The following is a 17,499-nucleotide window of genomic DNA, read 5'->3' on the forward strand; positions in this document are numbered from 1 at the left end:
GGGCGGGCCCCCTCACCGGCTCCACGCTCTACGCCGCCGGCTTGAAGCCGCGCAGGCGGAGGCTGTTGCCGACCACGAAGACCGACGAGAACGCCATCGCCGCACCCGCGATCATCGGGTTGAGCAGACCGGCGGCGGCGAGCGGCAGGGCGGCGACGTTGTAGGCGAAGGCCCAGAAGAGGTTGCCCTTGATGGTGGCCAGGGTGCGGCGCGAGAGGCGGATGGCGTCCGCCGCCGCCCGCAGGTCGCCGCGTACGAGCGTGAGGTCGCCCGCCTCGATGGCGGCGTCCGTGCCGGTGCCCATGGCCAGGCCCAGGTCGGCCTGGGCGAGCGCGGCCGCGTCGTTGACGCCGTCGCCGACCATGGCGACCGACCGGCCCTCGGCTTGGAGGCGCTTGACCACGTCGACCTTGTCCTCCGGCATGACCTCCGCGAAGACCTGGTCGATGCCGACCTCGGCGGCGACGGCCTCCGCGACGGCCCGGTTGTCGCCGGTGAGCAGGATGGGCGTGAGGCCCAGCGCCCGAAGGCGGGTGATCGCCTCGGCGCTGGTCTCCTTGACCGCGTCCGCGACCTCCAGGACCGCGCGGGCCTCGCCGTCCCAGGCGACGGTGATGGCCGTACGGCCGGCCGCCTCCGCCTCGTGCTTGGCGCGCTCCAGCTCGGCCGGCAGCTCGATGGCCCAGTCGGCGAGCAGTTGCTCGCGGCCGGCCAGCACCGCGTGGCCCTCGACGACGCCCTGGACGCCGAGGCCCGCGATGTTGGCGAAGTCCTCGGGGGTGGGCAGGGCGCCGACGCGTTCGGCCGCGCCGGTGGCGACCGCCCGGGCGATGGGGTGCTCGGAGGCGTGCTCCAGGGCGCCCGCCAGGCGCAGGACCTCGGCCTCATCCGTGCTCTCGGCGGTGTGGACGGCGAGCAGGGTCATGCGGCCGGTGGTGACGGTGCCGGTCTTGTCGAGGACGACGGTGTCGACCTTGCGGGTCGTCTCCAGGACCTCCGGGCCCTTGATGAGGATGCCGAGCTGGGCGCCTCGCCCGGTGCCGACCATGAGGGCGGTCGGGGTGGCGAGGCCCAGGGCGCACGGGCAGGCGATGATCAGTACGGCGACGGCGGCGGTGAACGCGGCCGTCAGACCGGCCCCGTTGCCCAGCCAGAAGCCCAGCGTGGCGAGCGCCAGACCGATCACGACCGGGACGAAGACGGCGGAGATACGGTCCGCCAGGCGCTGGGCCGCGGCCTTGCCGTTCTGCGCGTCCTCCACGAGCTTGGCCATGCGGGCCAGTTGGGTGTCGGCGCCGATACGGGTGGCCTCGACGACCAGGCGGCCGCCCGCGTTGAGGGTGGCGCCCGTGACGGGGTCGCCGACGCCCACCTCGACCGGCACGGACTCGCCCGTGAGCATGGAGGCGTCCACCGCGGACGAGCCCTCGACGACCGTGCCGTCGGTGGCGATCTTCTCGCCGGGCCGGACCAGGAAGCGGTCGCCGACGCGCAAGTCACCGACGGGGATCAGGGTTTCGCGGCCGTCACGCAGGACGGTGACGTCCTTCGCGCCCAGTTCCAGCAGGGCCCTCAGCGCCGCGCCCGCCTTGCGCTTGGAGCGGGCCTCGAAGTAGCGGCCGGCCAGGATGAACGCGGTGACCCCGGCGGCGGCCTCCAGGTAGATGTTCCCGGCGCCGTCGCTGCGGGCGATGGTCAGCTCGAAGGGGTGGGTCATGCCGGGCATGCCGGCCGTGCCGAAGAACAGCGCCCACACCGACCACAGGAACGCCGCCGACGTACCGACCGAGATGAGCGTGTCCATCGTGGCGGCGCCGTGCCGCGCGTTGGTCCAGGCGGCGCGGTGGAAGGGCCAGGCGGCGTAGGTGACGACGGGCGCGGCCAGGGTGAGGGAGAGCCACTGCCAGTACTCGATCTGGAGGGCCGGGACCATGGCCATGGCGACGACGGGCAGGGAGAGGGCGACGGCCGTGATCAGGCGCTGCCGCAGCGTCCGCAGCTCGTCGGACGGCTGCTGTTCCTCGTGGGCCTCGGGTGCGGGGGGTTCCGGCTCCTCGGCGGTGTAGCCGGTGGCTTCGACGGTGGCGATGAGGTCGGCCACCTCGATCCCCTCGGCGTACGTGACCTTCGCCTTCTCGGTGGCGTAGTTGACGGTCGCGGTGACGCCGGCCATGCGGTTGAGCTTCTTCTCGATGCGGGCCGCGCACGAGGCGCAGGTCATGCCGCCGATGGCGAGCTCGACCTCGGCGGTGGGGCCGGGTGTCGTCGTCGTGGTGCTCATGAGTGCTGCTCCTCGCGGATCGATACCCGTCCAGGGTATGCCGACTCGATGGAGTCCATGTATACCCCTGGGGGGTACCTGGAGGCAAGCGATCACCGCGGCGCTCGCGCCTCGCGGGCGCGGGCACGGGCGCGTACCGGCCGTTCCCGGACTTCCGCCACGACGGGAAGGTCCGTACGGCTGCCTTCACCGTGCACGCGCATTAGGCTGGCCATTGGACTAGACCTGTAGCGAATGGAGCCGTCAGTGAGCAACCGTGCAGTCCTGGAGGTGATCGCCCTCGACGCGGAGGACGCGATCGCCGCACAGGCCGGAGGAGCGGACCGCCTCGAACTGGTCACGGACATGGCCGCGGACGGGCTCACCCCGTCCCGCGAGACCTACGGCCGGATCCGCGCCGCCGTGGACATCCCGCTGCGCGTGATGCTGCGCCTGGCCGACGGGTTCGCCGCGGGCGACATCGACGCCCTCGTACGGGTGGCTCGGGAGCTGCGCGAGGAGGGCGCCGACGAGTTCGTCCTCGGCTTCCTCGACGCCGAGGGCCATGTCGACCTGGTGGCCGTCGAGCGGCTGGTCGCCGAGTTGGAGGGCTGCCGCTGGACGTTCCACCGCGCGCTCGACCGGGCGGCCGGCCGGGACGCGGCGCGCAAGCAGCTCGCCGACCTCCCGGGCCTGGACACGTACCTCACGGCCGGTTCGGCGGCCGGCGTCGAGGAGGGCCTACCGACCCTGCTGGCCGAGGCCGCCGCCGCCCGGCGCGGCGAGCCGGGCTACGAGCCCCAGCTCCTGGTCGGCGGCGGCCTCCGCCTCGACCATGTCCCGGCGCTCCTCGCGGGCGGCGTCACCGCCTTCCACATCGGCGGCGCCGCCCGCCCCGCCGGCTGGACCGCCCCGGTCTCCCCCACGGCGGTCCGCACCTGGCGCAACGCGATCGACGCCCGGGCCTAGTACCGGGCGTGGCGCCCGAACGGGGTGCACGGCGTGCCCCGTGACGCGGACCTGAGGTGGCACACCGCGGGCAGGCGGGAGATGCGCCAGCCGTCGCCGAGGACGCCGGAGGTGGCGGTCAGCAGGGCGCCGGAGCGTGCGCGGATGGCGGCGGAGAGGGCGGGGCCGCGCAGAGCGGGGGCGTCGGAGAGTGCTTCCGTGAGGGCCGTCACGGCGGTGCGGGCGCGCCGGACCGCGCACGTCTGGGGGTGGACCGCCCACACCGTGCGGCCCCGGGCCGCGGCGGCGAGGGAGGCGAAGGCGGGCACGCCGCAGTCCGCCGGGGTCAGTACCGGCCCCGGGCCCGCCGCTTCCAGGAAGTGCGCGAAACGTTCCTGGGCGGCGAGCACGGCCAGTGCGCCGGACGGGCCGTCCGCCAGCCCCGCGGCGGCGGCTTCCTTCCTGATGCGGCGCGCCAGACCGGCCCAGGCGTCTCCCCTGTCGTGGACCACCGAGAGCGCATCGGCTCCCAGGGCGACCGCGCCCTCGGCCACCGTGCGGGCGAGCGCGGTGTCGTCCGGGGCCCAGCTCAGCGGCCAGTCACCGGCCCGGACGAACGGCAGCAGGCAGGGGACCCCGGCCGCCTGGTAGGCGGGCACGGCGGCACGCGCCAGTTCCCCGTCGCTGTGGCCGACCACCGCGGCATAACCGCCGGCGGCGATGACCGCCGCCGCCCCCGACGTCTCGTCGTGCACGTGCCACGCGCAGGCGCCCGAGCCCTCGGCCCTGGCCTGTTCCACCTGGGCGAGCAGCACTGCTCCCCAGGCGGCTCGCGGACCGGTCAGCGGCGCGACGACGGCGACGACGGGCTGATCCCCCACCGCTCAGCCCCAGATGAAGGAACGGGGTGCCGCCGGAGCGGGCTCGGAACCGGTCACGGCCACGCCCCCGAGGGCGAACGCCGCCGCGAGCACGACCGTCACCGCGCGGGCGAGCGGCGGGCGTGCTCCAGGGACGGCGCCGGCCCGCGAAGCGGCGGAAGCACCGGAAGCGGCGGAAGAGGCGGAAGCGACGGAAGAGGCGGAAGCGACGGAAGAGGCGGAAGCGACGGAAACAGACATGGAGACCCCCTGGAAAACGTCGGTCGGTGTGGGATCAGCATGTTCGCCGTGGCTCCCCTCCGGCTACGGCTCACGGAGGTCCGGGACCGGTCATGGCCGGGGGCGGACGCGTCCGCGAGCGTCCGTATGCCGGAACCACCCTGGCCGGGGGCGCGACGTGTTCCTAAGATCCCAGTCGCGGGGACCGCAGGGGGGCGGTTCCCCATGGCGGTGGGGGAGTTCTGCGTGGACGCACGGGCCAGGGCTCAGGACCTGTACCGGACAGCGCTGGATGACGCGGGCTGGCGCCCGGAGGTCCTCACCCGCGACCGCGGCTGGAACGGTACGGAGTTCGCGGACGCCCTCCACCTGCTCGGCCGGCTCGGCCTGTTCGTCCCCTCCGCGGACACCCGGAGCGGCTGGACCGCGCTCGCACCGGACACGGCGTTGCGCAACCTGCTCCTGGAGGAGGAGCAGCACACAGGCGCCCTGCTGGCCGCCGTGCAGCAGACCCGGTCCGCGCTCGCCCAGGTCGTCGCCGACTTCCAGCCCGTACACGCCAGGGAACTGTCCTCCGTGCAGATGGAGGTGGTGACCGGCGGCGACAACGTGTCGGCCGCCCTTGAGGACGCCTCACAACGGGCCGAGAGCGAGGTGCTGTCGCTCCATCCCGGCCGCGCGCTGCCCGCCGGGATGGTGGAGGCGGGCCTCGAACGCGACCGCCTGGCGCTCGGCCGTGGCGTACGCATCCGCACCGTCCACCTGGCCTCCACGGCAGCCGTGCCGCACATGACGGCGTATCTCCGTCGGCTGAACGCGGCAGGGGCCCAGGTGCGCACCGCGCACACCCTGCCGCTGCGGCTGATCATCGTGGACGACTCCCTCGCCATCGTGCCCGCGCCCCCGCCCCAGGAGGCGGGCGGCGGGGGCATCGCCGCGGTCGTGCTGCGCGGCGAGACCCTGGTCGGGGTGCTCCGCGGCATCTTCGAGCACTGCTGGGCCGGGTCGAGCGTCCTGAACGACACCGGTAAGGACACCGGAGCGGCCCCCGGGGCGGCGGGGGCCGACGGCGAGTGGCAGCCGACGGGCAGACACCGGGAGCTGCTGCGGATGCTCGCGGGCGGGCTGACGGACGAGGCGATGGCCCGCAAACTCGGGGTGTCCGAGCGTACGGTCCGTCGCCTCGTCTCCGAACTGACCGAACGGCTAGGGGCGGCCAGCCGTTTCCAGGCCGGGGTGTGTGCCGTCCGGCTCGGCTGGCTCGACGGCTGACGGCCGGGGCCCATCGGCGGGCGCCTGCCGGCCGGTGCCCGGCTCGGCCGCCGTGCGGCCCCACGCCGTACCGGCCAGGATCAGCACCACGCCCAGCAGGCCGAGCCAGCCCGGACGGTCACCGGCCAGCGCGATGCCGGCCACGGCCGCCCACACCGGTTCCGTACCGAGCAGCAGGCTGACCCGGGAGGGCGAGGTACGGCGCACCGCCCACATCTGCACGAAGAACGCGAACAGCGTGCAGAACACCGACAGGTAGAGCAGCCACGCCCACTCGGAGGCCCCGAAGTCCGCCGCCGCGGCCCACGGGGTGGCGCCCGTTCCCGGGGCCGCGCACAGCAGGGCGAACGCCAGCACCGAGCCGCCCAGTTGCACGGTCGTCAGCGACATGGCGTCCGCGCCCCGCACCGACCGCATCCGCGACATCGCCAGGACGTGCACCGTACGGGCGACGGCGGCGCCCAGCATCAGCAGGTCGCCCAGGGACGGCTCGCTGAAGCCCGCCCCCTGCGTCAGCAGCAGCACGCCGACGACCGACAGGCCCGCCGCCGCGACGAACGAGCGCGGCAGGCGCGTGCCGCGCAGCCGGCTCTCCGCGATCGGCGTGAAGATCATCGTGAGGCTGATGATGAGCCCGGCGTTGGTCGCCGAGGTGTGCACGACCCCGTACGTCTCCAGCAGGAAGATCGCGGCCAGGATCAGCCCGAGGACCCCCGCGCCGCGTATCTGCGCCCCGCTCAGCGCGCGCAGCCTGCGCCACCCGGTGACCACCAGCACGGGCAGCACGACGGCGAACCGCAGCACCAGGACGGCCAGCACGGTCTGTCCCGTGGTGACGCCCTTCGCGGCCAGGTAGCTGGAGCCCCAGACCACGGCGACCAGCAGGACGGGCAGATCGGTCAGCCAGGCGCGGCGGGCCGCGGTGACGGTCACGGACATGGCGGGCTCCTCGAACGGAAGGGCTACGGGGGGTGCTCGGGCGTCGCGGCTCAGCGCGCCGTGTAGGCGATCACCAGGACGTCACGGTGTGCGGCGAGAGCGGGGTTCGCCGGCTGCACCGGGGTCACCGAGTGCAGGGTGCGGCGGTCGTCGCCCAGAAGCAGGTCACCGGGCTCGGACAGCGTAGTGGTCAGCAGGTGCTCACCCTCGTCCGTGTACACGCCGCTCTCGCCGCCGGTGACATTGGTGCGGCCGATCATCAGCGAGGTGATGAAGGTGACGCCGTCGCGGTGGCGGCCCTCGGGCGCGGGCTGCCCCTGCTGGTCGGCGGAGGCGTTGATGCGGTACGGGTGGAGCTTCACGTTCCAGGTGGCGGTCCCGTCGACGGCCGTGAAGATGCGGCCGAGTTCGACGAGCACGGAGCGCAGCAGCGGGTCGCCGATGAAGGACTCGGTCAGCGGGTCGAATACGCGCTCGATGCCGCCGTTGAGCGGGTTGATCTCCGACTCCTGGCGGTAGGGCGCGTGCGGCAGCAGGGTGAGGCCCCCGGTGGCGGCGTCGAGCTCGAACTGGCCGTAGCGGCGGTAGCGGTAGGTGCCGCCGTCGGCCATGTACGTGTCGAGGGTCAGCTCGCCCCAGTGCGCGGCGAAGCGGGCCCAGTCGGCGGCGTCCACCCCGGCCAGGGCGGACAGCGCGGCGGAGGGCATCAGGTGGCCGCCGGGTCCGGCGAGCGCCTGGACGGCGTCGAGGGCGACGGGGTGGGTGGTGGCGGTGGCGGTGGCCGTGGTCATGGCGAGGTGCTCCGTACAGGAAGGGGTGTGGGTGAGTGATCAGACGGCGGTCAGCAGCGGGGCGGTACGGGCGAAGGGCGCCGACTCCGCGGCGATCGCCCGCTCCTCCCACGCCTCGCGGTCGCGCAGGTACAGCGGCGAAGGGGTGCTGATCGCACGCGTGTCGGCACCGCCCGTACGCAGCCGCCAGGTCACCGAACCGGTGGTACGGGCCGCGCAGGCGTCCATGAAGACCTGGAGGGCGAGCCGGAGTTCACCGAACCACCGGCCCTCCAGTGCCTCACGCACCCACAACTGCTCCAGGTGCCGCTTCTCCCGGACGAGTTCGGCGTCCAGGCAGGCGCTCTCGACGTGCCGGTAGGTGTTCAGCAGCAGCCAGGCGGCCGGCATCTCCCGGATCTCCAGCACCTTCTCGCCGTGGTCGAGGTGCTCCAGGCCCGAGTAGCGGCCGAGTCCGAAGGCGCCGACCCGCTGGTTGAGCTGGTCGATCAGTGTGGTCAGCGGGAGCGGTACGCCGTCGACGGCGACGGGCAGTCCGTGTTCCACGGTGACCGTCACGGTGTCGGTGTCACCGGGAGCGGCGGTGTGCCGGCTCCAGGCGTACATCTCCTCGGGGACCTCGTGCAGCTCGGGGTCGTCGAGGATGCCGGACTCGAATTCGCGGCACCACAGGTTGGAGTCACCGCTCACGATCCGCCCGGCGAGCAGGTCGATGCCCGCGGCCCGCAGTTCGGTGAGCTTGTCGTCGCGGCTCACCGGATCGAGGTCGTACGGGCTGCCGAACGCGCCCTCGTAGCGGAGGAGGCGCAGGGCGCCGTTGAGGCGGCGCAGCGTGTTCTGCGAGCGGTTGGCGGTGTGCAGGACGGCCTGCGCGCCCAGGGCGCGGGCCAGTGCGACCGCGCTGTCGGCGATCAGGGGCCGGCTGAGGGTGGAGCTCACCGGGTGGATGCCGAGGTAGACGGCCTGGGCGGCGATCGCGGGTGCGACGTACCGGGTGGCGAACTCCTCGCGCCGGTCGAGGATGTGGATGGTCGCGCCGAGGGCCTCGGCCACCTGGCGCTTGTACCCGCTCGACTCGTCCTCGCCGATGTCCACGCTCACGGCGTGCACGTCGCGGACGCCCATGCGGCGCAGCCGGAGCAGCAGGTACGAGCTGTCGAGGCCACCGCTGAACAGGGTGACGACGGGGCGATCCGGGTCCAGCGTTTCGAGCTGCGAGAAGGAACGTATGAGGGGGGAGGACGGCATGGACTCTCCAACGTCTGCACTGGTCACAGACGGGAGCCTTCCGGACGGGCGACCGCCGGACAATGAGATCCGGACGTCCGCCCCCGGCCATGACCGCACCCGGTCGGTGGCCGGCCGGCGGCCGCCCGCGCGTCAGCCGAACAGCACCAGGTCCGCCTCCGTGGCGCCCGCCAGCTCGTAGCGGGTGCCCGTGAGGGGGCGGGCGGCGTAGAGGCGGATCAGGGTCGGCGCCGGGCCCAGGTAGCGGGCCGGGGGCCGTTCGCCGGACGCGGCGCCCAGGCGGAGCGGCTCGTCGCGGTCGTCGAGGTCGGCGTGGAGCGGCACGGTGCCGCGTGCCCGGGTGACCGAGGCGAGGAGGTCCAGCGCCGGGGCGAGCCCGGGGCCCGCGTAGGCGCCGGGCTCGCCGAGGGCCTCCCGGACGTCGCCCGCGTGCACCCACTCGCCCAGCGCGATGCCGTCCTGCCGCCCGTCCGGCGCCCCGGCGATCACCGCGCCCGCCTCCGTCATGCCGCGCTCCAGCTCGTCGACCACCTCCGCGTGGGACCACTCCGCACGCTCCGCGATGTCCCGCTCGTTGGACTCGGGGCTGAAGACCCCCTCCTCGAAACGCTTCTCCACCACCCGTGTCAGCGCCGCCGCGCAGTGCGCCAGCACGTGCCGCACCGTCCAGCCGGGGCAGCACGTGCGGACGGCGAAGGCCTCGTCGGACACCCCGCGCAGCAGCGGGATCAGGGTGTCGCGCTCGGTACGCAGCAACAGCCCGGGCAGCTCGGGGTCACGTACGTCTGATACGTCACGTAGATCGCTCATGCCCCCAGCCAACCGTGCACACCCCGCCCTTGCAACGGGCCGCACCCGGCACAATGACCCCATGGCGCCCCTTCCCGCTCACCCCGCACACGACGACCTGCGCCACCGCTGGGCGTCGGCCGTGCACGACGCTCCGCATGCCGACCGCTACGCCGACGACCTCCTCGCCCGCTGGGCCGAGCCGCAGCGCCGCTACCACACCACCGACCACCTCGTGGCCGTCCTCGACCGCGTCGACGAGCTCGCGGACCACGCGGACGACCCCGACCTCGTCCGCCTCGCCGCCTGGTTCCACGACGCCGTCTACCTGCCCGAGCGGTCCACCAACGAGGAGCGCAGCGCCCGCCTCGCCGAGCGCGCCCTGCCCGAGCTGGGCTTCGACGAGGCCCGTACGGCGGAGGTCGCCCGCCTGGTCCGGCTGACGATCACCCACGACCCGGCGGACGGCGACCGCAACGGCGAGGTGCTGTGCGACGCGGACCTGGCGATCCTGGCCGCCGCCCCCGACGCGTACGCCGCCTACGCGGCGGCGGTACGGGAGGAGTACGGCTTCGTCCCGGACGACGCGTTCCGGGAAGGCCGCGCGGCGGTCCTGCGGCAGCTCCTGGGCCTGCCGTGCCTGTTCCGCACCCCGCACGGGGCACGCGAGTGGGAGGAGCGGGCCCGCCAGAACCTGACCACCGAGCTGAAGCTGCTGGAGACATCGGGAACGTGAGGGGGGGAATGTAAGGGCTCCCGGCCGCGTTGACCCCTGGCATGCCCTCTACCGCCGAACGTGATCGCACCCGTATGCCCCTGGCCGTCTACATCCTCGGCCTGTCCGTCTTCGCGCTCGGCACGAGCGAATTCATGCTGTCCGGTCTGCTGCCGCCGATCGCGGACGACATGAACGTCTCCATCCCGAAGGCCGGGCTCCTCATATCGGCCTTCGCGATCGGCATGGTGATCGGCGCGCCGCTGCTCGCGGTCGCCACGCTGCGGTTGCCGCGCAAGACCACGCTCATCGCGCTGATCAGCACGTTCGGCCTCGGTCAGCTCGTGGGCGCGCTGGCGCCCTCGTACGGGATCCTCTTCGCGTCCCGCGTGGTCAGCGCGCTCGCGTGCGCAGGGTTCTGGGCGGTCGGGGCGGCCGTCGCGATCGCGATGGTGCCGGTCGGTTCGCGCGCCCGGGCGATGGCCGTGATGATCGGCGGGCTGTCGATCGCGAACGTCCTCGGCGTCCCGGCCGGCGCGTTCCTCGGCGAGCACCTGGGCTGGCGGTCCGCGTTCTGGGCGGTCGGCGCCGCCTCCGCCGTCGCGCTGGTCGGCGTGGTGACCCTGATCCCCCGCATCCCGCTCCCGGACGACAAGCCCCGACTGCGCCACGAGCTGACGATCTACCGCGACCGGCAGGTCTGGCTCGCCGTCGTGGTCACCGCGCTCGCGGCGGGCGGCGTCTTCTGCGCGTTCTCGTACCTGGCGCCGCTGCTCACCGACGTGGCGGGCCTCGACGCGGGCTGGGTGCCGACCGTGCTGGGCCTGTTCGGCATCGGCGCGCTGATCGGTACGACGATCGGCGGCCGGGTCGCGGACGCGCACCTGTTCGGGGTGCTGATCAGCGGCATCACGGCGTCGACGGTGTTCCTGGTGGCGCTCGCGGTGTTCGCCTCCAGCCCCGTCGCCACGGTGATCCTGTCCTTCCTGCTCGGCGTCTCGGCCTTCTACACGGCCCCGGCCCTGAACGCCCGCATGTTCAACGTCGCGGGCGCGGCCCCGACCCTCGCGGGCGCCACGACGACGGCCGCCTTCAACCTCGGCAACACCGGCGGCCCCTGGCTCGGCGGCACGGTCATCGACGCGGGCCTCGGCTTCCCCTCCACGGCCTGGGCGGGCGCGGCGATGACGCTCCTCGGCCTCGCGGCGGCCGCCGTGGCGCTGCGCCTGCACAGCTCGACGTCGCGGGTGGTGACGGGGTCGGGCGGCTCCGTCAGGGAGCCGGCCGCCGCTTCGGGCGCCGCAGGCCCGACTCCGTGAGCCGGCGGACCAGTTCCTTGGAGCCCACCTCCACGGCGCCGGCCGCCACCGCGTCCGCGTAGCGCTCGGAGGGCACGTCGTAGTGGTCGCCGTCGAAGGCGCGGGGCGGGGCGCCGATCAGGGCGGCGAAGGCGTGGAGCTCGTCGTAGGACGTGTCGCTCACCATGTGGGACCACATGCGGCCGTGGCCCGGCCAGTTCGGCGGGTCGATGTAGACCGTCACGTAAGGCCGCCGACCCGTGCCACCACCACGCCCGCCTTGCCGCACACCCAGTGCGGGTCGGGCCCCAACTCCGGCTCCACGTCCAGCGCGTGCGGGTCGCCGGAGGCGCACACCGGGCACAGCGGCCAGCGGCCGTACCGCTCCAGCAGCGCGTCCTGGACGTCCTGGGCGACCAGCCCGGCGACGTACTCGATGCCTTCCGGCCACTGCTCGACCCACCAGCGGCGGTGCGTCACCGCGTCCTCCACGAGCGAGACGACCTCCGCCTCGGCGACGTCACGCGCCATGAGGTCGGCGAGGACCAGGGCCCGCGCGGCGTGCAGGGCCTGCTCCAGGGGGTCTACGGCGTCCATGGAGCCATTGTCACCCCAGGTCCGGGAGGGGTTGACGACCCCCAGGGCTGAAAATACCTTTCAGGTGTGACCAATGACGTGAAGGAAATTTTCAGCAGCAGGGGCACCGGCAGACCCGGCGGGGAGACCGCCCCCGCCCCCGCCGCCCTCGCCGCCAAGGTGCGCACCCTCGCACCGTCCATGACCCGCTCCATGCAGCGCGTCGCCGAAGCCGTCGCCGGCGACCCCGCCGGGTGCGCCGCCCTCACCGTCACCGGCCTCGCCGAACTCACCGGCACCAGCGAGGCGACCGTCGTGCGCACCGCCCGCCTCCTCGGCTACCCCGGCTACCGCGACCTGCGCCTCGCCCTCGCCGGGCTCGCCGCCCAGCAGCAGTCCGGCCGGGCGCCCTCCGTCACCGCCGACATCGCGGTCGACGACCCGCTCGCGGACGTCGTCGCCAAGCTCGCCCACGACGAGCAGCAGACCCTCGCCGACACCGCCGCCGGCCTCGACACCGTCCAGCTCGGCGCCGCCGTCACCGCCCTGGCCGCCGCCCGCCGCACCGACATCTACGGCGTCGGCGCCTCCGGGCTCGTCGCCCAGGACCTCGCCCAGAAGCTGCTGCGCATCGGCCTGATCGCCCACGCCCACAGCGACCCGCACCTCGCCGTCACCAACGCCGTCCAGCTCCGCTCCGGTGACGTCGCCATCGCCATCACCCACTCGGGCTCCACCGGCGACGTCATAGAACCCCTCCGCGTCGCCTTCGACCACGGCGCGACGACCGTCGCCATCACCGGTCGTCCCGACGGCCCGGTCTCCCAGTACGCCGACCACATACTCACCACCTCCACGGCCCGCGAGAGCGAACTGCGCCCCGCCGCCATGTCCTCCCGCACCAGCCAACTCCTCGTCGTCGACTGCCTGTTCACCGGCGTCACGCAGCGCACGTACGAGACGGCCGCCCCCGCCCTCTCCGCGTCGTACGAGGCCCTCGCGCACCGCCACTCACCCCGCACCCGCTGACCGGCCGAAAGAGCACGCCCGCATGAACCACTCCGAGCTGTCCGCCCTCACCACGGAAGCGTTCCGCCCCGAACTCGCCGACATCGACCGCCTCCCCACCGCCGAGATCGCCCGCCTCATGAACGCCGAGGACCAGTCCGTCCCCGTCGCCGTCGCCGGCCAGCTCCCCCGGATCGCCGCCGCCATCGACGCCACCGCCGACCGGATGGCACGCGGCGGCCGCCTCGTCTACGCGGGCGCGGGCACGGCCGGACGGCTCGGCATCCTGGACGCCAGCGAGTGCCCGCCCACCTTCAACACCACCCCCGGCCAGGTCGTCGGCCTCATCGCGGGCGGCCCCACGGCCATGCTGGAGGCGGTCGAGGGCGCCGAGGACTCCAAGGACCTGGCGGCCGCCGACCTGGACGCCCTGTCCCTCACCGCCGCCGACACGGTCGTGGGCATCTCCGCGTCCGGCCGCACCCCCTACGCCATCGGCGCCGTCGAACACGCCCGCGCCCGGGGCGCCCTGACGATCGGTCTCTCCTGCAACGCGGGCAGCGCCCTCGCGGCCGCCGCCGAACACGGCATCGAGGTCGTCGTCGGCCCCGAGCTCCTCACCGGCTCCACCCGCCTCAAGGCGGGCACCGCCCAGAAGCTGGTCCTCAACATGATCTCGACGATCACCATGATCCGGCTGGGCAAGACGTACGGGAACCTCATGGTCGACGTCCGCGCCTCCAACGACAAACTCCGCGCCCGCTCCCACCGCATCGTCGCCCTCGCCACGGGCGCCCCCGACGCCGCCATCGAAGCCGCCCTCACGGCCACGGACGGCGAGGTGAAGCCGGCGATCCTCACGCTCCTGGCGGACGTGGACGCAGAGACGGCCACAGCCCTGCTCCAGAAGACGAACGGCCACCTACGGGCAGCGCTCAACCAGTAGCCCCTGGTTGTGGGCAATCGTTCCGCTGGGGGTCCCCCCACGGCGTAGCCGTAGGGGGAGGAACGGGTGGGCACAACCCACCCACCGGCGTGCAGCCGCCGTACAGCGCCCTCCCCCTGGCACCATCCGCGCCATGACCGCACCCGAGACCGACCCGCACCAAGCAACCGCCACCGCCCTCCTCCCCCTCGTCGGCGGCGCCGACAACGTCACCTCCGTCGCCCACTGCATGACCCGCCTCCGCCTCGGCCTCCGCGACCGCACGCTCGTCCAGGACGAGGCGCTCCGGGCGCACCCCGCCGTCCTCGGGGTCGTCGAGGACGACGAGACCTACCAGATCGTCCTCGGCCCCGGCACCGTCGCCCGCGTGACGCCCGCGTTCGAAGCCCTCCTCCTGAGCACCAGGGGCGAAGCCATCAAGGCCGCCCAGAAGGCCAGGAACGCCACCCCCGCCAAGCTCCTCCTCCGCCGCGTCGCGAACATCTTCGTCCCCCTCATCCCCGCCCTCATCGGCTGCGGCGTCATCGCCGGGCTCAACGGACTGCTCGTCAACCTCCACTGGCTGCCCGCCCTCACCCCCGCCCTCGCCGCCATCGCGTCCGGCTTCATGGCGCTGATCGCCGTGTTCGTCGGGCTCAACACGGCGAAGGAGTTCGGCGGCACCCCCATCCTCGGCGGCGCCGTCGCCGCGATCGTCGTGTACGCGGGCGTCGCCAAGGTCGAGGCCTTCGGCCAGCAGCTCTCCCCCGGCCAGGGCGGCGTCCTCGGCGCCCTGGCCGCCGCCGTGCTCGCCGTCCACGTCGAGAAGTGGTGCCGCCGCCGCGTCCCCGAGGCCCTCGACGTCCTCGTGACGCCCACCCTCACCGTCCTCGTCGCCGGCCTGGTCACCGTCTACGGGCTGATGTACGTCGCCGGTGAGGTGTCCGCCGCCATCGGCACCGCCGCCGACTGGCTCCTCGCCCACGCCGGAGCAGTCGCCGGTTTCGTCCTGGGCGGCCTCTTCCTCCCCCTCGTCATGCTCGGCCTCCACCAGGCCCTGATCCCGATCCACACCACCCTGATCGAGCAGCAGGGCCACACCGTCCTCCTCCCCATCCTCGCGATGGCGGGCGCGGGCCAGGTCGGCGCGGCCGCCGCCGTGTACGTACGCCTCCGCCACCACACCGACCTCCGCCGCACCATCAAGTCCGCGCTGCCCGCCGGGCTGCTCGGCGTCGGAGAACCGCTCATCTACGGCGTCTCGCTCCCCCTCGGCCGCCCGTTCATCACCGCGTGCGTCGGCGGGGCGTTCGGCGGCGGGTTCGTCGGGCTGTTCAACATGCTCGGCACCACCGTCGGTTCTACGGCGATCGGCCCGTCCGGCTGGGCCCTGTTCCCGCTGCTCGCCGGCGACCAGGGCCTCGCCTTCACCACCGTCGCCGTCTACGCGGGCGGGCTGCTGACCGGGTACGTGGCCGGGTTCGCCGCCACGTACCTCTTCGGCCTCGACAGGGCCACCCTCACCGCGACGCCTGCTCCTTGATCGTCACCCGGCCCTTGCGGATCACGGCGAGCCGGGGCGCGCGCCGGGCAAGGGCGGTGTCGTGGGTGACCATGACGAACGTCAGCCCGTTCTCCTCCCACAGCCCCTCCAGCAAGTCCATGATCTCGTCGCGCGTCGACTCGTCCAGGTTGCCGGTCGGCTCGTCAGCCAGCAGCACCGCCGGCCGCTTCACCAGCGCCCGCGCGATCGCGACGCGCTGCTGCTGACCGCCCGACAACTCGCCCGGCAGATGGCCCCGCCGCTCCCCGAGCCCCACCGACACCAGCGCCTCCCCCGCCCGCTCCCGCCGCTCCGCCGCCCTCAGCCCCAGCGGTACGAGGGCGGTCTCCACGTTCTCCTGGGCGGTGAGCGTCGGCACCAGGTTGAACCCCTGGAACACGAACCCGATCTTCTCCGCCCGTACGCGCGTCAGCCGCGCCTCCGGCAGCGTGGCCAGGTCCGTGCCGTCCAGCACGACACTGCCCTCCGTCGGCCGGTCCAGGCCGCCGAGCATCTGCAACAGCGTCGACTTGCCGCCACCGGTCGGGCCCTGGATGACCAGCCGCCCGCCGTCCTCGATGATCAGGTCCACTCCGTCCAGGGCCCGCACGGTGTCCTTGCCGCGCCGGTAGCGCTTGGTGACGCCACTGAGCTGGTACATCTACTGTCAACTCCAGTCGTACGAGAAGGATTTACTCAACGCGGCGCAGCGCGTCCGCCGGCCGCAGCCGCGCCGCGCGCCAGCCGCCGAACCCGCCCGCGACGAGCCCGCCCGCGACGGCGAGGCCCACGGCCAGGGCGATGGTGGTGAGCGAGACGGGCGCGGTGAGCGCGATGTCCAGGGCGCGACCCGCCGCCTCCCGCACCGGCCCGCCCCCGCCACCCGGGCCGACGACCCGCTGGCCGCCGCCCAGTTCAGCCGTGAGCGTCGGGCTGAACGCCGTGATGGCCCACGCCCCGGCCAGCCCGACGCCGATCCCCAGCGCCCCGCCGATCAGCCCGTGCACCAGCGCCTCACCGGCCACCTGCCGAGTGACCCGCCCGCTCTTCCACCCCAGCGCCTTGAGCGTGCCGAACTCCCGCACCCGCCGGCTCACCGCCGACGACGTCAGCAGCCCCGCCACCACGAACGCCGCGCCCAGCACGACGACCGACAGCCACTTGCCCACGCCCGCCGCCAGGTCGGAGGCGGTCGACAGGGACCCCGAAACGGTGTCGGCGAGGTCGGCGGACGTGGTGACCGTCGTCCCCGGAACGTTCTTCTGGATCGCTCCCTTGACGTCCTCGATCCGCTGCGAGTCGGTCGCCCGGACGTAGACCGTCGTCACCTTGCCCTTGGCGTCGGCGAGGCTCTGCGCCTCGGCGAGCGGCAGGTAGACGTTGGCGGCGGCGTCACCGCTGTCGGCGGTCGCGATGCCGATGACGCCGTACGCCGTGCCGGAGATGGTGAGCTTCTCCCCGACGGCCAGCCCCTGCTCCTTGGCGTACGCGCTGTCGACGACGGCCACCTTGGCGGCCGTCTCGGCCGCCGTGAACGTACGTCCGGCCGTGATCTTCGACGACGTCAGCGGCCCGAGCCCCTGGTGGGCGACGTCGGTGCCGTACACGGTGTACGAGTCGACCCCGAAGTCCGCCCCGCCTCCCTGGACACGCTTCCCCGGCTGCGCCTCGCCGCGCTCGAACTTCCCGTCGACCTTCATCACCCGGGCGTTCAGCCCGCCGACGGCCTCGGCGACGCCGTCCTGCGCGCCGACCTTCGCGACGGTCGAGGCCGCGAGCGTCTCGAACCCCTGGACCATGACGACGTCCTGGCTCTGCTCGCCGCCCCCGTCCTCCTTGGCGTCGAACTGGAACCTCGGCCGCCGCACAATGTCCCCCTCCCCGGGCGGCGAGGCGGCCTTGGTGACCGTCATGTCGGTCCCCAGCCCGTACAGCGACTCCAGGACCTTGCCCTGGGCCCGGTTCATCCCGGCCGTGACCGAGTTGACGACGATGACCAGCGCGATTCCGAGGGCCAGCCCCGAAGCGACGACGAACGCCGCCTTCCGCCGGCGGCGCAACTCGCGCCGGAGATAGGTGAAGAACAT

Annotated in this window: 17 protein-coding genes; 7 read left to right on the forward strand and 10 right to left on the reverse strand. The window is 73.7% G+C overall.

All coding sequences use genetic code 11. The features are described from left to right. Positions 1 to 28 precede the first annotated feature (28 nt). Positions 29 to 2,281, reverse strand: a complete 2,253-nt coding sequence (locus AB0J57_RS16945; RefSeq protein ID WP_366128924.1) for a heavy metal translocating P-type ATPase — start codon at positions 2,279 to 2,281, stop codon at positions 29 to 31. Positions 2,282 to 2,527: 246 nt separating this feature from the next. On the opposite strand from AB0J57_RS16945, the gene AB0J57_RS16950 reads away from it, so the two are divergent. Continuing rightward, the gene (locus AB0J57_RS16950) at positions 2,528 to 3,229 is read left to right on the forward strand and encodes a copper homeostasis protein CutC (protein WP_366128925.1); all 702 of its coding nucleotides are present in this window, start codon (positions 2,528 to 2,530) and stop codon (positions 3,227 to 3,229) included. On the opposite strand, the gene AB0J57_RS16955 is transcribed toward AB0J57_RS16950, so the two are convergent. Then, positions 3,226 to 4,089: a hypothetical protein gene (locus AB0J57_RS16955; protein ID WP_366128926.1), complete on the reverse strand. Its 864-nt coding sequence runs from the start codon at positions 4,087 to 4,089 to the stop codon at positions 3,226 to 3,228. The genes AB0J57_RS16950 and AB0J57_RS16955 overlap by 4 nt on opposite strands. Before the next feature lie 465 nt (positions 4,090 to 4,554). Here AB0J57_RS16955 and AB0J57_RS16960 point away from each other — a divergent pair, with 465 nt between their 5' ends. After that, positions 4,555 to 5,580 (forward strand): helix-turn-helix transcriptional regulator, encoded by a 1,026-nt coding sequence (locus tag AB0J57_RS16960; protein WP_366128927.1) that lies wholly within the window; start codon positions 4,555 to 4,557, stop codon positions 5,578 to 5,580. On the opposite strand, the gene AB0J57_RS16965 is transcribed toward AB0J57_RS16960, so the two are convergent. The 4 genes from AB0J57_RS16965 to AB0J57_RS16980 all read right to left on the reverse strand — a co-directional run bounded on the left by AB0J57_RS16965 (position 5,515) and on the right by AB0J57_RS16980 (position 9,368). After that, positions 5,515 to 6,519, reverse strand: a complete 1,005-nt coding sequence (locus AB0J57_RS16965) for a DMT family transporter (protein WP_366128928.1) — start codon at positions 6,517 to 6,519, stop codon at positions 5,515 to 5,517. The genes AB0J57_RS16960 and AB0J57_RS16965 overlap by 66 nt on opposite strands. 50 nt (positions 6,520 to 6,569) lie before the next feature. Beyond that, positions 6,570 to 7,310, reverse strand: coding sequence for a 2OG-Fe dioxygenase family protein (locus AB0J57_RS16970; protein ID WP_366128929.1), 741 nt, complete (start codon positions 7,308 to 7,310; stop codon positions 6,570 to 6,572). A gap of 39 nt (positions 7,311 to 7,349) precedes the next feature. Then, complete coding sequence (locus tag AB0J57_RS16975; protein WP_366128930.1) at positions 7,350 to 8,558, reverse strand: argininosuccinate synthase-related protein; 1,209 nt, start codon at positions 8,556 to 8,558, stop codon at positions 7,350 to 7,352. Positions 8,559 to 8,690: 132 nt separating this feature from the next. Beyond that, positions 8,691 to 9,368 carry a maleylpyruvate isomerase family mycothiol-dependent enzyme gene (locus AB0J57_RS16980; RefSeq protein ID WP_366128931.1) on the reverse strand — a complete coding sequence of 226 codons (678 nt, stop codon included), beginning with the start codon at positions 9,366 to 9,368 and terminating at the stop codon, positions 8,691 to 8,693. 61 nt (positions 9,369 to 9,429) lie between these two features. Here AB0J57_RS16980 and AB0J57_RS16985 point away from each other — a divergent pair, with 61 nt between their 5' ends. Further along, complete coding sequence (locus tag AB0J57_RS16985; protein WP_366128933.1) at positions 9,430 to 10,083, forward strand: HD domain-containing protein; 654 nt, start codon at positions 9,430 to 9,432, stop codon at positions 10,081 to 10,083. 74 nt (positions 10,084 to 10,157) lie between these two features. Further along, complete coding sequence (locus tag AB0J57_RS16990; RefSeq protein ID WP_366128934.1) at positions 10,158 to 11,381, forward strand: Cmx/CmrA family chloramphenicol efflux MFS transporter; 1,224 nt, start codon at positions 10,158 to 10,160, stop codon at positions 11,379 to 11,381. On the opposite strand, the gene AB0J57_RS16995 is transcribed toward AB0J57_RS16990, so the two are convergent. Further along, positions 11,335 to 11,604 carry a DUF4031 domain-containing protein gene (locus AB0J57_RS16995; RefSeq protein WP_366128935.1) on the reverse strand — a complete coding sequence of 90 codons (270 nt, stop codon included), beginning with the start codon at positions 11,602 to 11,604 and terminating at the stop codon, positions 11,335 to 11,337. The two genes, AB0J57_RS16990 and AB0J57_RS16995, sit on opposite strands and share 47 nt — an antisense overlap. Next, positions 11,601 to 11,957, reverse strand: coding sequence for a hypothetical protein (locus AB0J57_RS17000; RefSeq protein ID WP_366128936.1), 357 nt, complete (start codon positions 11,955 to 11,957; stop codon positions 11,601 to 11,603). The genes AB0J57_RS16995 and AB0J57_RS17000 overlap by 4 nt, the downstream gene beginning before the upstream one ends. Before the next feature lie 66 nt (positions 11,958 to 12,023). Here AB0J57_RS17000 and AB0J57_RS17005 point away from each other — a divergent pair, with 66 nt between their 5' ends. From AB0J57_RS17005 to AB0J57_RS17015, 3 genes are all read left to right on the forward strand, one after another. Beyond that, entirely contained in the window at positions 12,024 to 12,965 is a 942-nt protein-coding gene (locus tag AB0J57_RS17005) for a MurR/RpiR family transcriptional regulator (protein ID WP_366128937.1), read from the forward strand. Between the two features lie 22 nt (positions 12,966 to 12,987). Beyond that, complete coding sequence (gene murQ, locus AB0J57_RS17010) at positions 12,988 to 13,890, forward strand: N-acetylmuramic acid 6-phosphate etherase (RefSeq protein ID WP_366128938.1); 903 nt, start codon at positions 12,988 to 12,990, stop codon at positions 13,888 to 13,890. Positions 13,891 to 14,023: 133 nt separating this feature from the next. Further along, positions 14,024 to 15,412 (forward strand): PTS transporter subunit EIIC, encoded by a 1,389-nt coding sequence (locus AB0J57_RS17015; RefSeq protein WP_366128939.1) that lies wholly within the window; start codon positions 14,024 to 14,026, stop codon positions 15,410 to 15,412. Here the strand turns inward: AB0J57_RS17015 and AB0J57_RS17020 are convergent. Then, positions 15,390 to 16,073: an ABC transporter ATP-binding protein gene (locus AB0J57_RS17020; protein ID WP_366128940.1), complete on the reverse strand. Its 684-nt coding sequence runs from the start codon at positions 16,071 to 16,073 to the stop codon at positions 15,390 to 15,392. The two genes, AB0J57_RS17015 and AB0J57_RS17020, sit on opposite strands and share 23 nt — an antisense overlap. 31 nt (positions 16,074 to 16,104) lie before the next feature. Beyond that, a complete protein-coding gene (locus AB0J57_RS17025; RefSeq protein ID WP_366128941.1) occupies positions 16,105 to 17,499 on the reverse strand; it encodes an ABC transporter permease in 1,395 nt (464 codons plus the stop codon).

Source organism: Streptomyces sp. NPDC049837 (assembly GCF_040674455.1).
In the GTDB taxonomy this organism is placed as follows: domain Bacteria; phylum Actinomycetota; class Actinomycetes; order Streptomycetales; family Streptomycetaceae; genus Streptomyces.

Excerpts from the sequence above, each read along its gene's own strand:
- AB0J57_RS16965 (WP_366128928.1), bottom strand. The coding sequence starts at position 6,519 with ATGTCCGTGACCGTCACCGCGGCCCGCCGCGCCTGGCTGACCGATCTG.
- AB0J57_RS17025 (WP_366128941.1), bottom strand. The coding sequence starts at position 17,499 with ATGTTCTTCACCTATCTCCGGCGCGAGTTGCGCCGCCGGCGGAAGGCG.
- AB0J57_RS16945 (WP_366128924.1), bottom strand. The coding sequence starts at position 2,281 with ATGAGCACCACGACGACGACACCCGGCCCCACCGCCGAGGTCGAGCTC.
- AB0J57_RS17015 (WP_366128939.1), top strand. The coding sequence starts at position 14,024 with ATGACCGCACCCGAGACCGACCCGCACCAAGCAACCGCCACCGCCCTC.
- murQ (WP_366128938.1), top strand. The coding sequence starts at position 12,988 with ATGAACCACTCCGAGCTGTCCGCCCTCACCACGGAAGCGTTCCGCCCC.
- AB0J57_RS16975 (WP_366128930.1), bottom strand. The coding sequence starts at position 8,558 with ATGCCGTCCTCCCCCCTCATACGTTCCTTCTCGCAGCTCGAAACGCTG.
- AB0J57_RS17020 (WP_366128940.1), bottom strand. The coding sequence starts at position 16,073 with ATGTACCAGCTCAGTGGCGTCACCAAGCGCTACCGGCGCGGCAAGGAC.
- AB0J57_RS16985 (WP_366128933.1), top strand. The coding sequence starts at position 9,430 with ATGGCGCCCCTTCCCGCTCACCCCGCACACGACGACCTGCGCCACCGC.
- AB0J57_RS16970 (WP_366128929.1), bottom strand. The coding sequence starts at position 7,310 with ATGACCACGGCCACCGCCACCGCCACCACCCACCCCGTCGCCCTCGAC.
- AB0J57_RS16980 (WP_366128931.1), bottom strand. The coding sequence starts at position 9,368 with ATGAGCGATCTACGTGACGTATCAGACGTACGTGACCCCGAGCTGCCC.
- AB0J57_RS16990 (WP_366128934.1), top strand. The coding sequence starts at position 10,158 with ATGCCCCTGGCCGTCTACATCCTCGGCCTGTCCGTCTTCGCGCTCGGC.
- AB0J57_RS17000 (WP_366128936.1), bottom strand. The coding sequence starts at position 11,957 with ATGGACGCCGTAGACCCCCTGGAGCAGGCCCTGCACGCCGCGCGGGCC.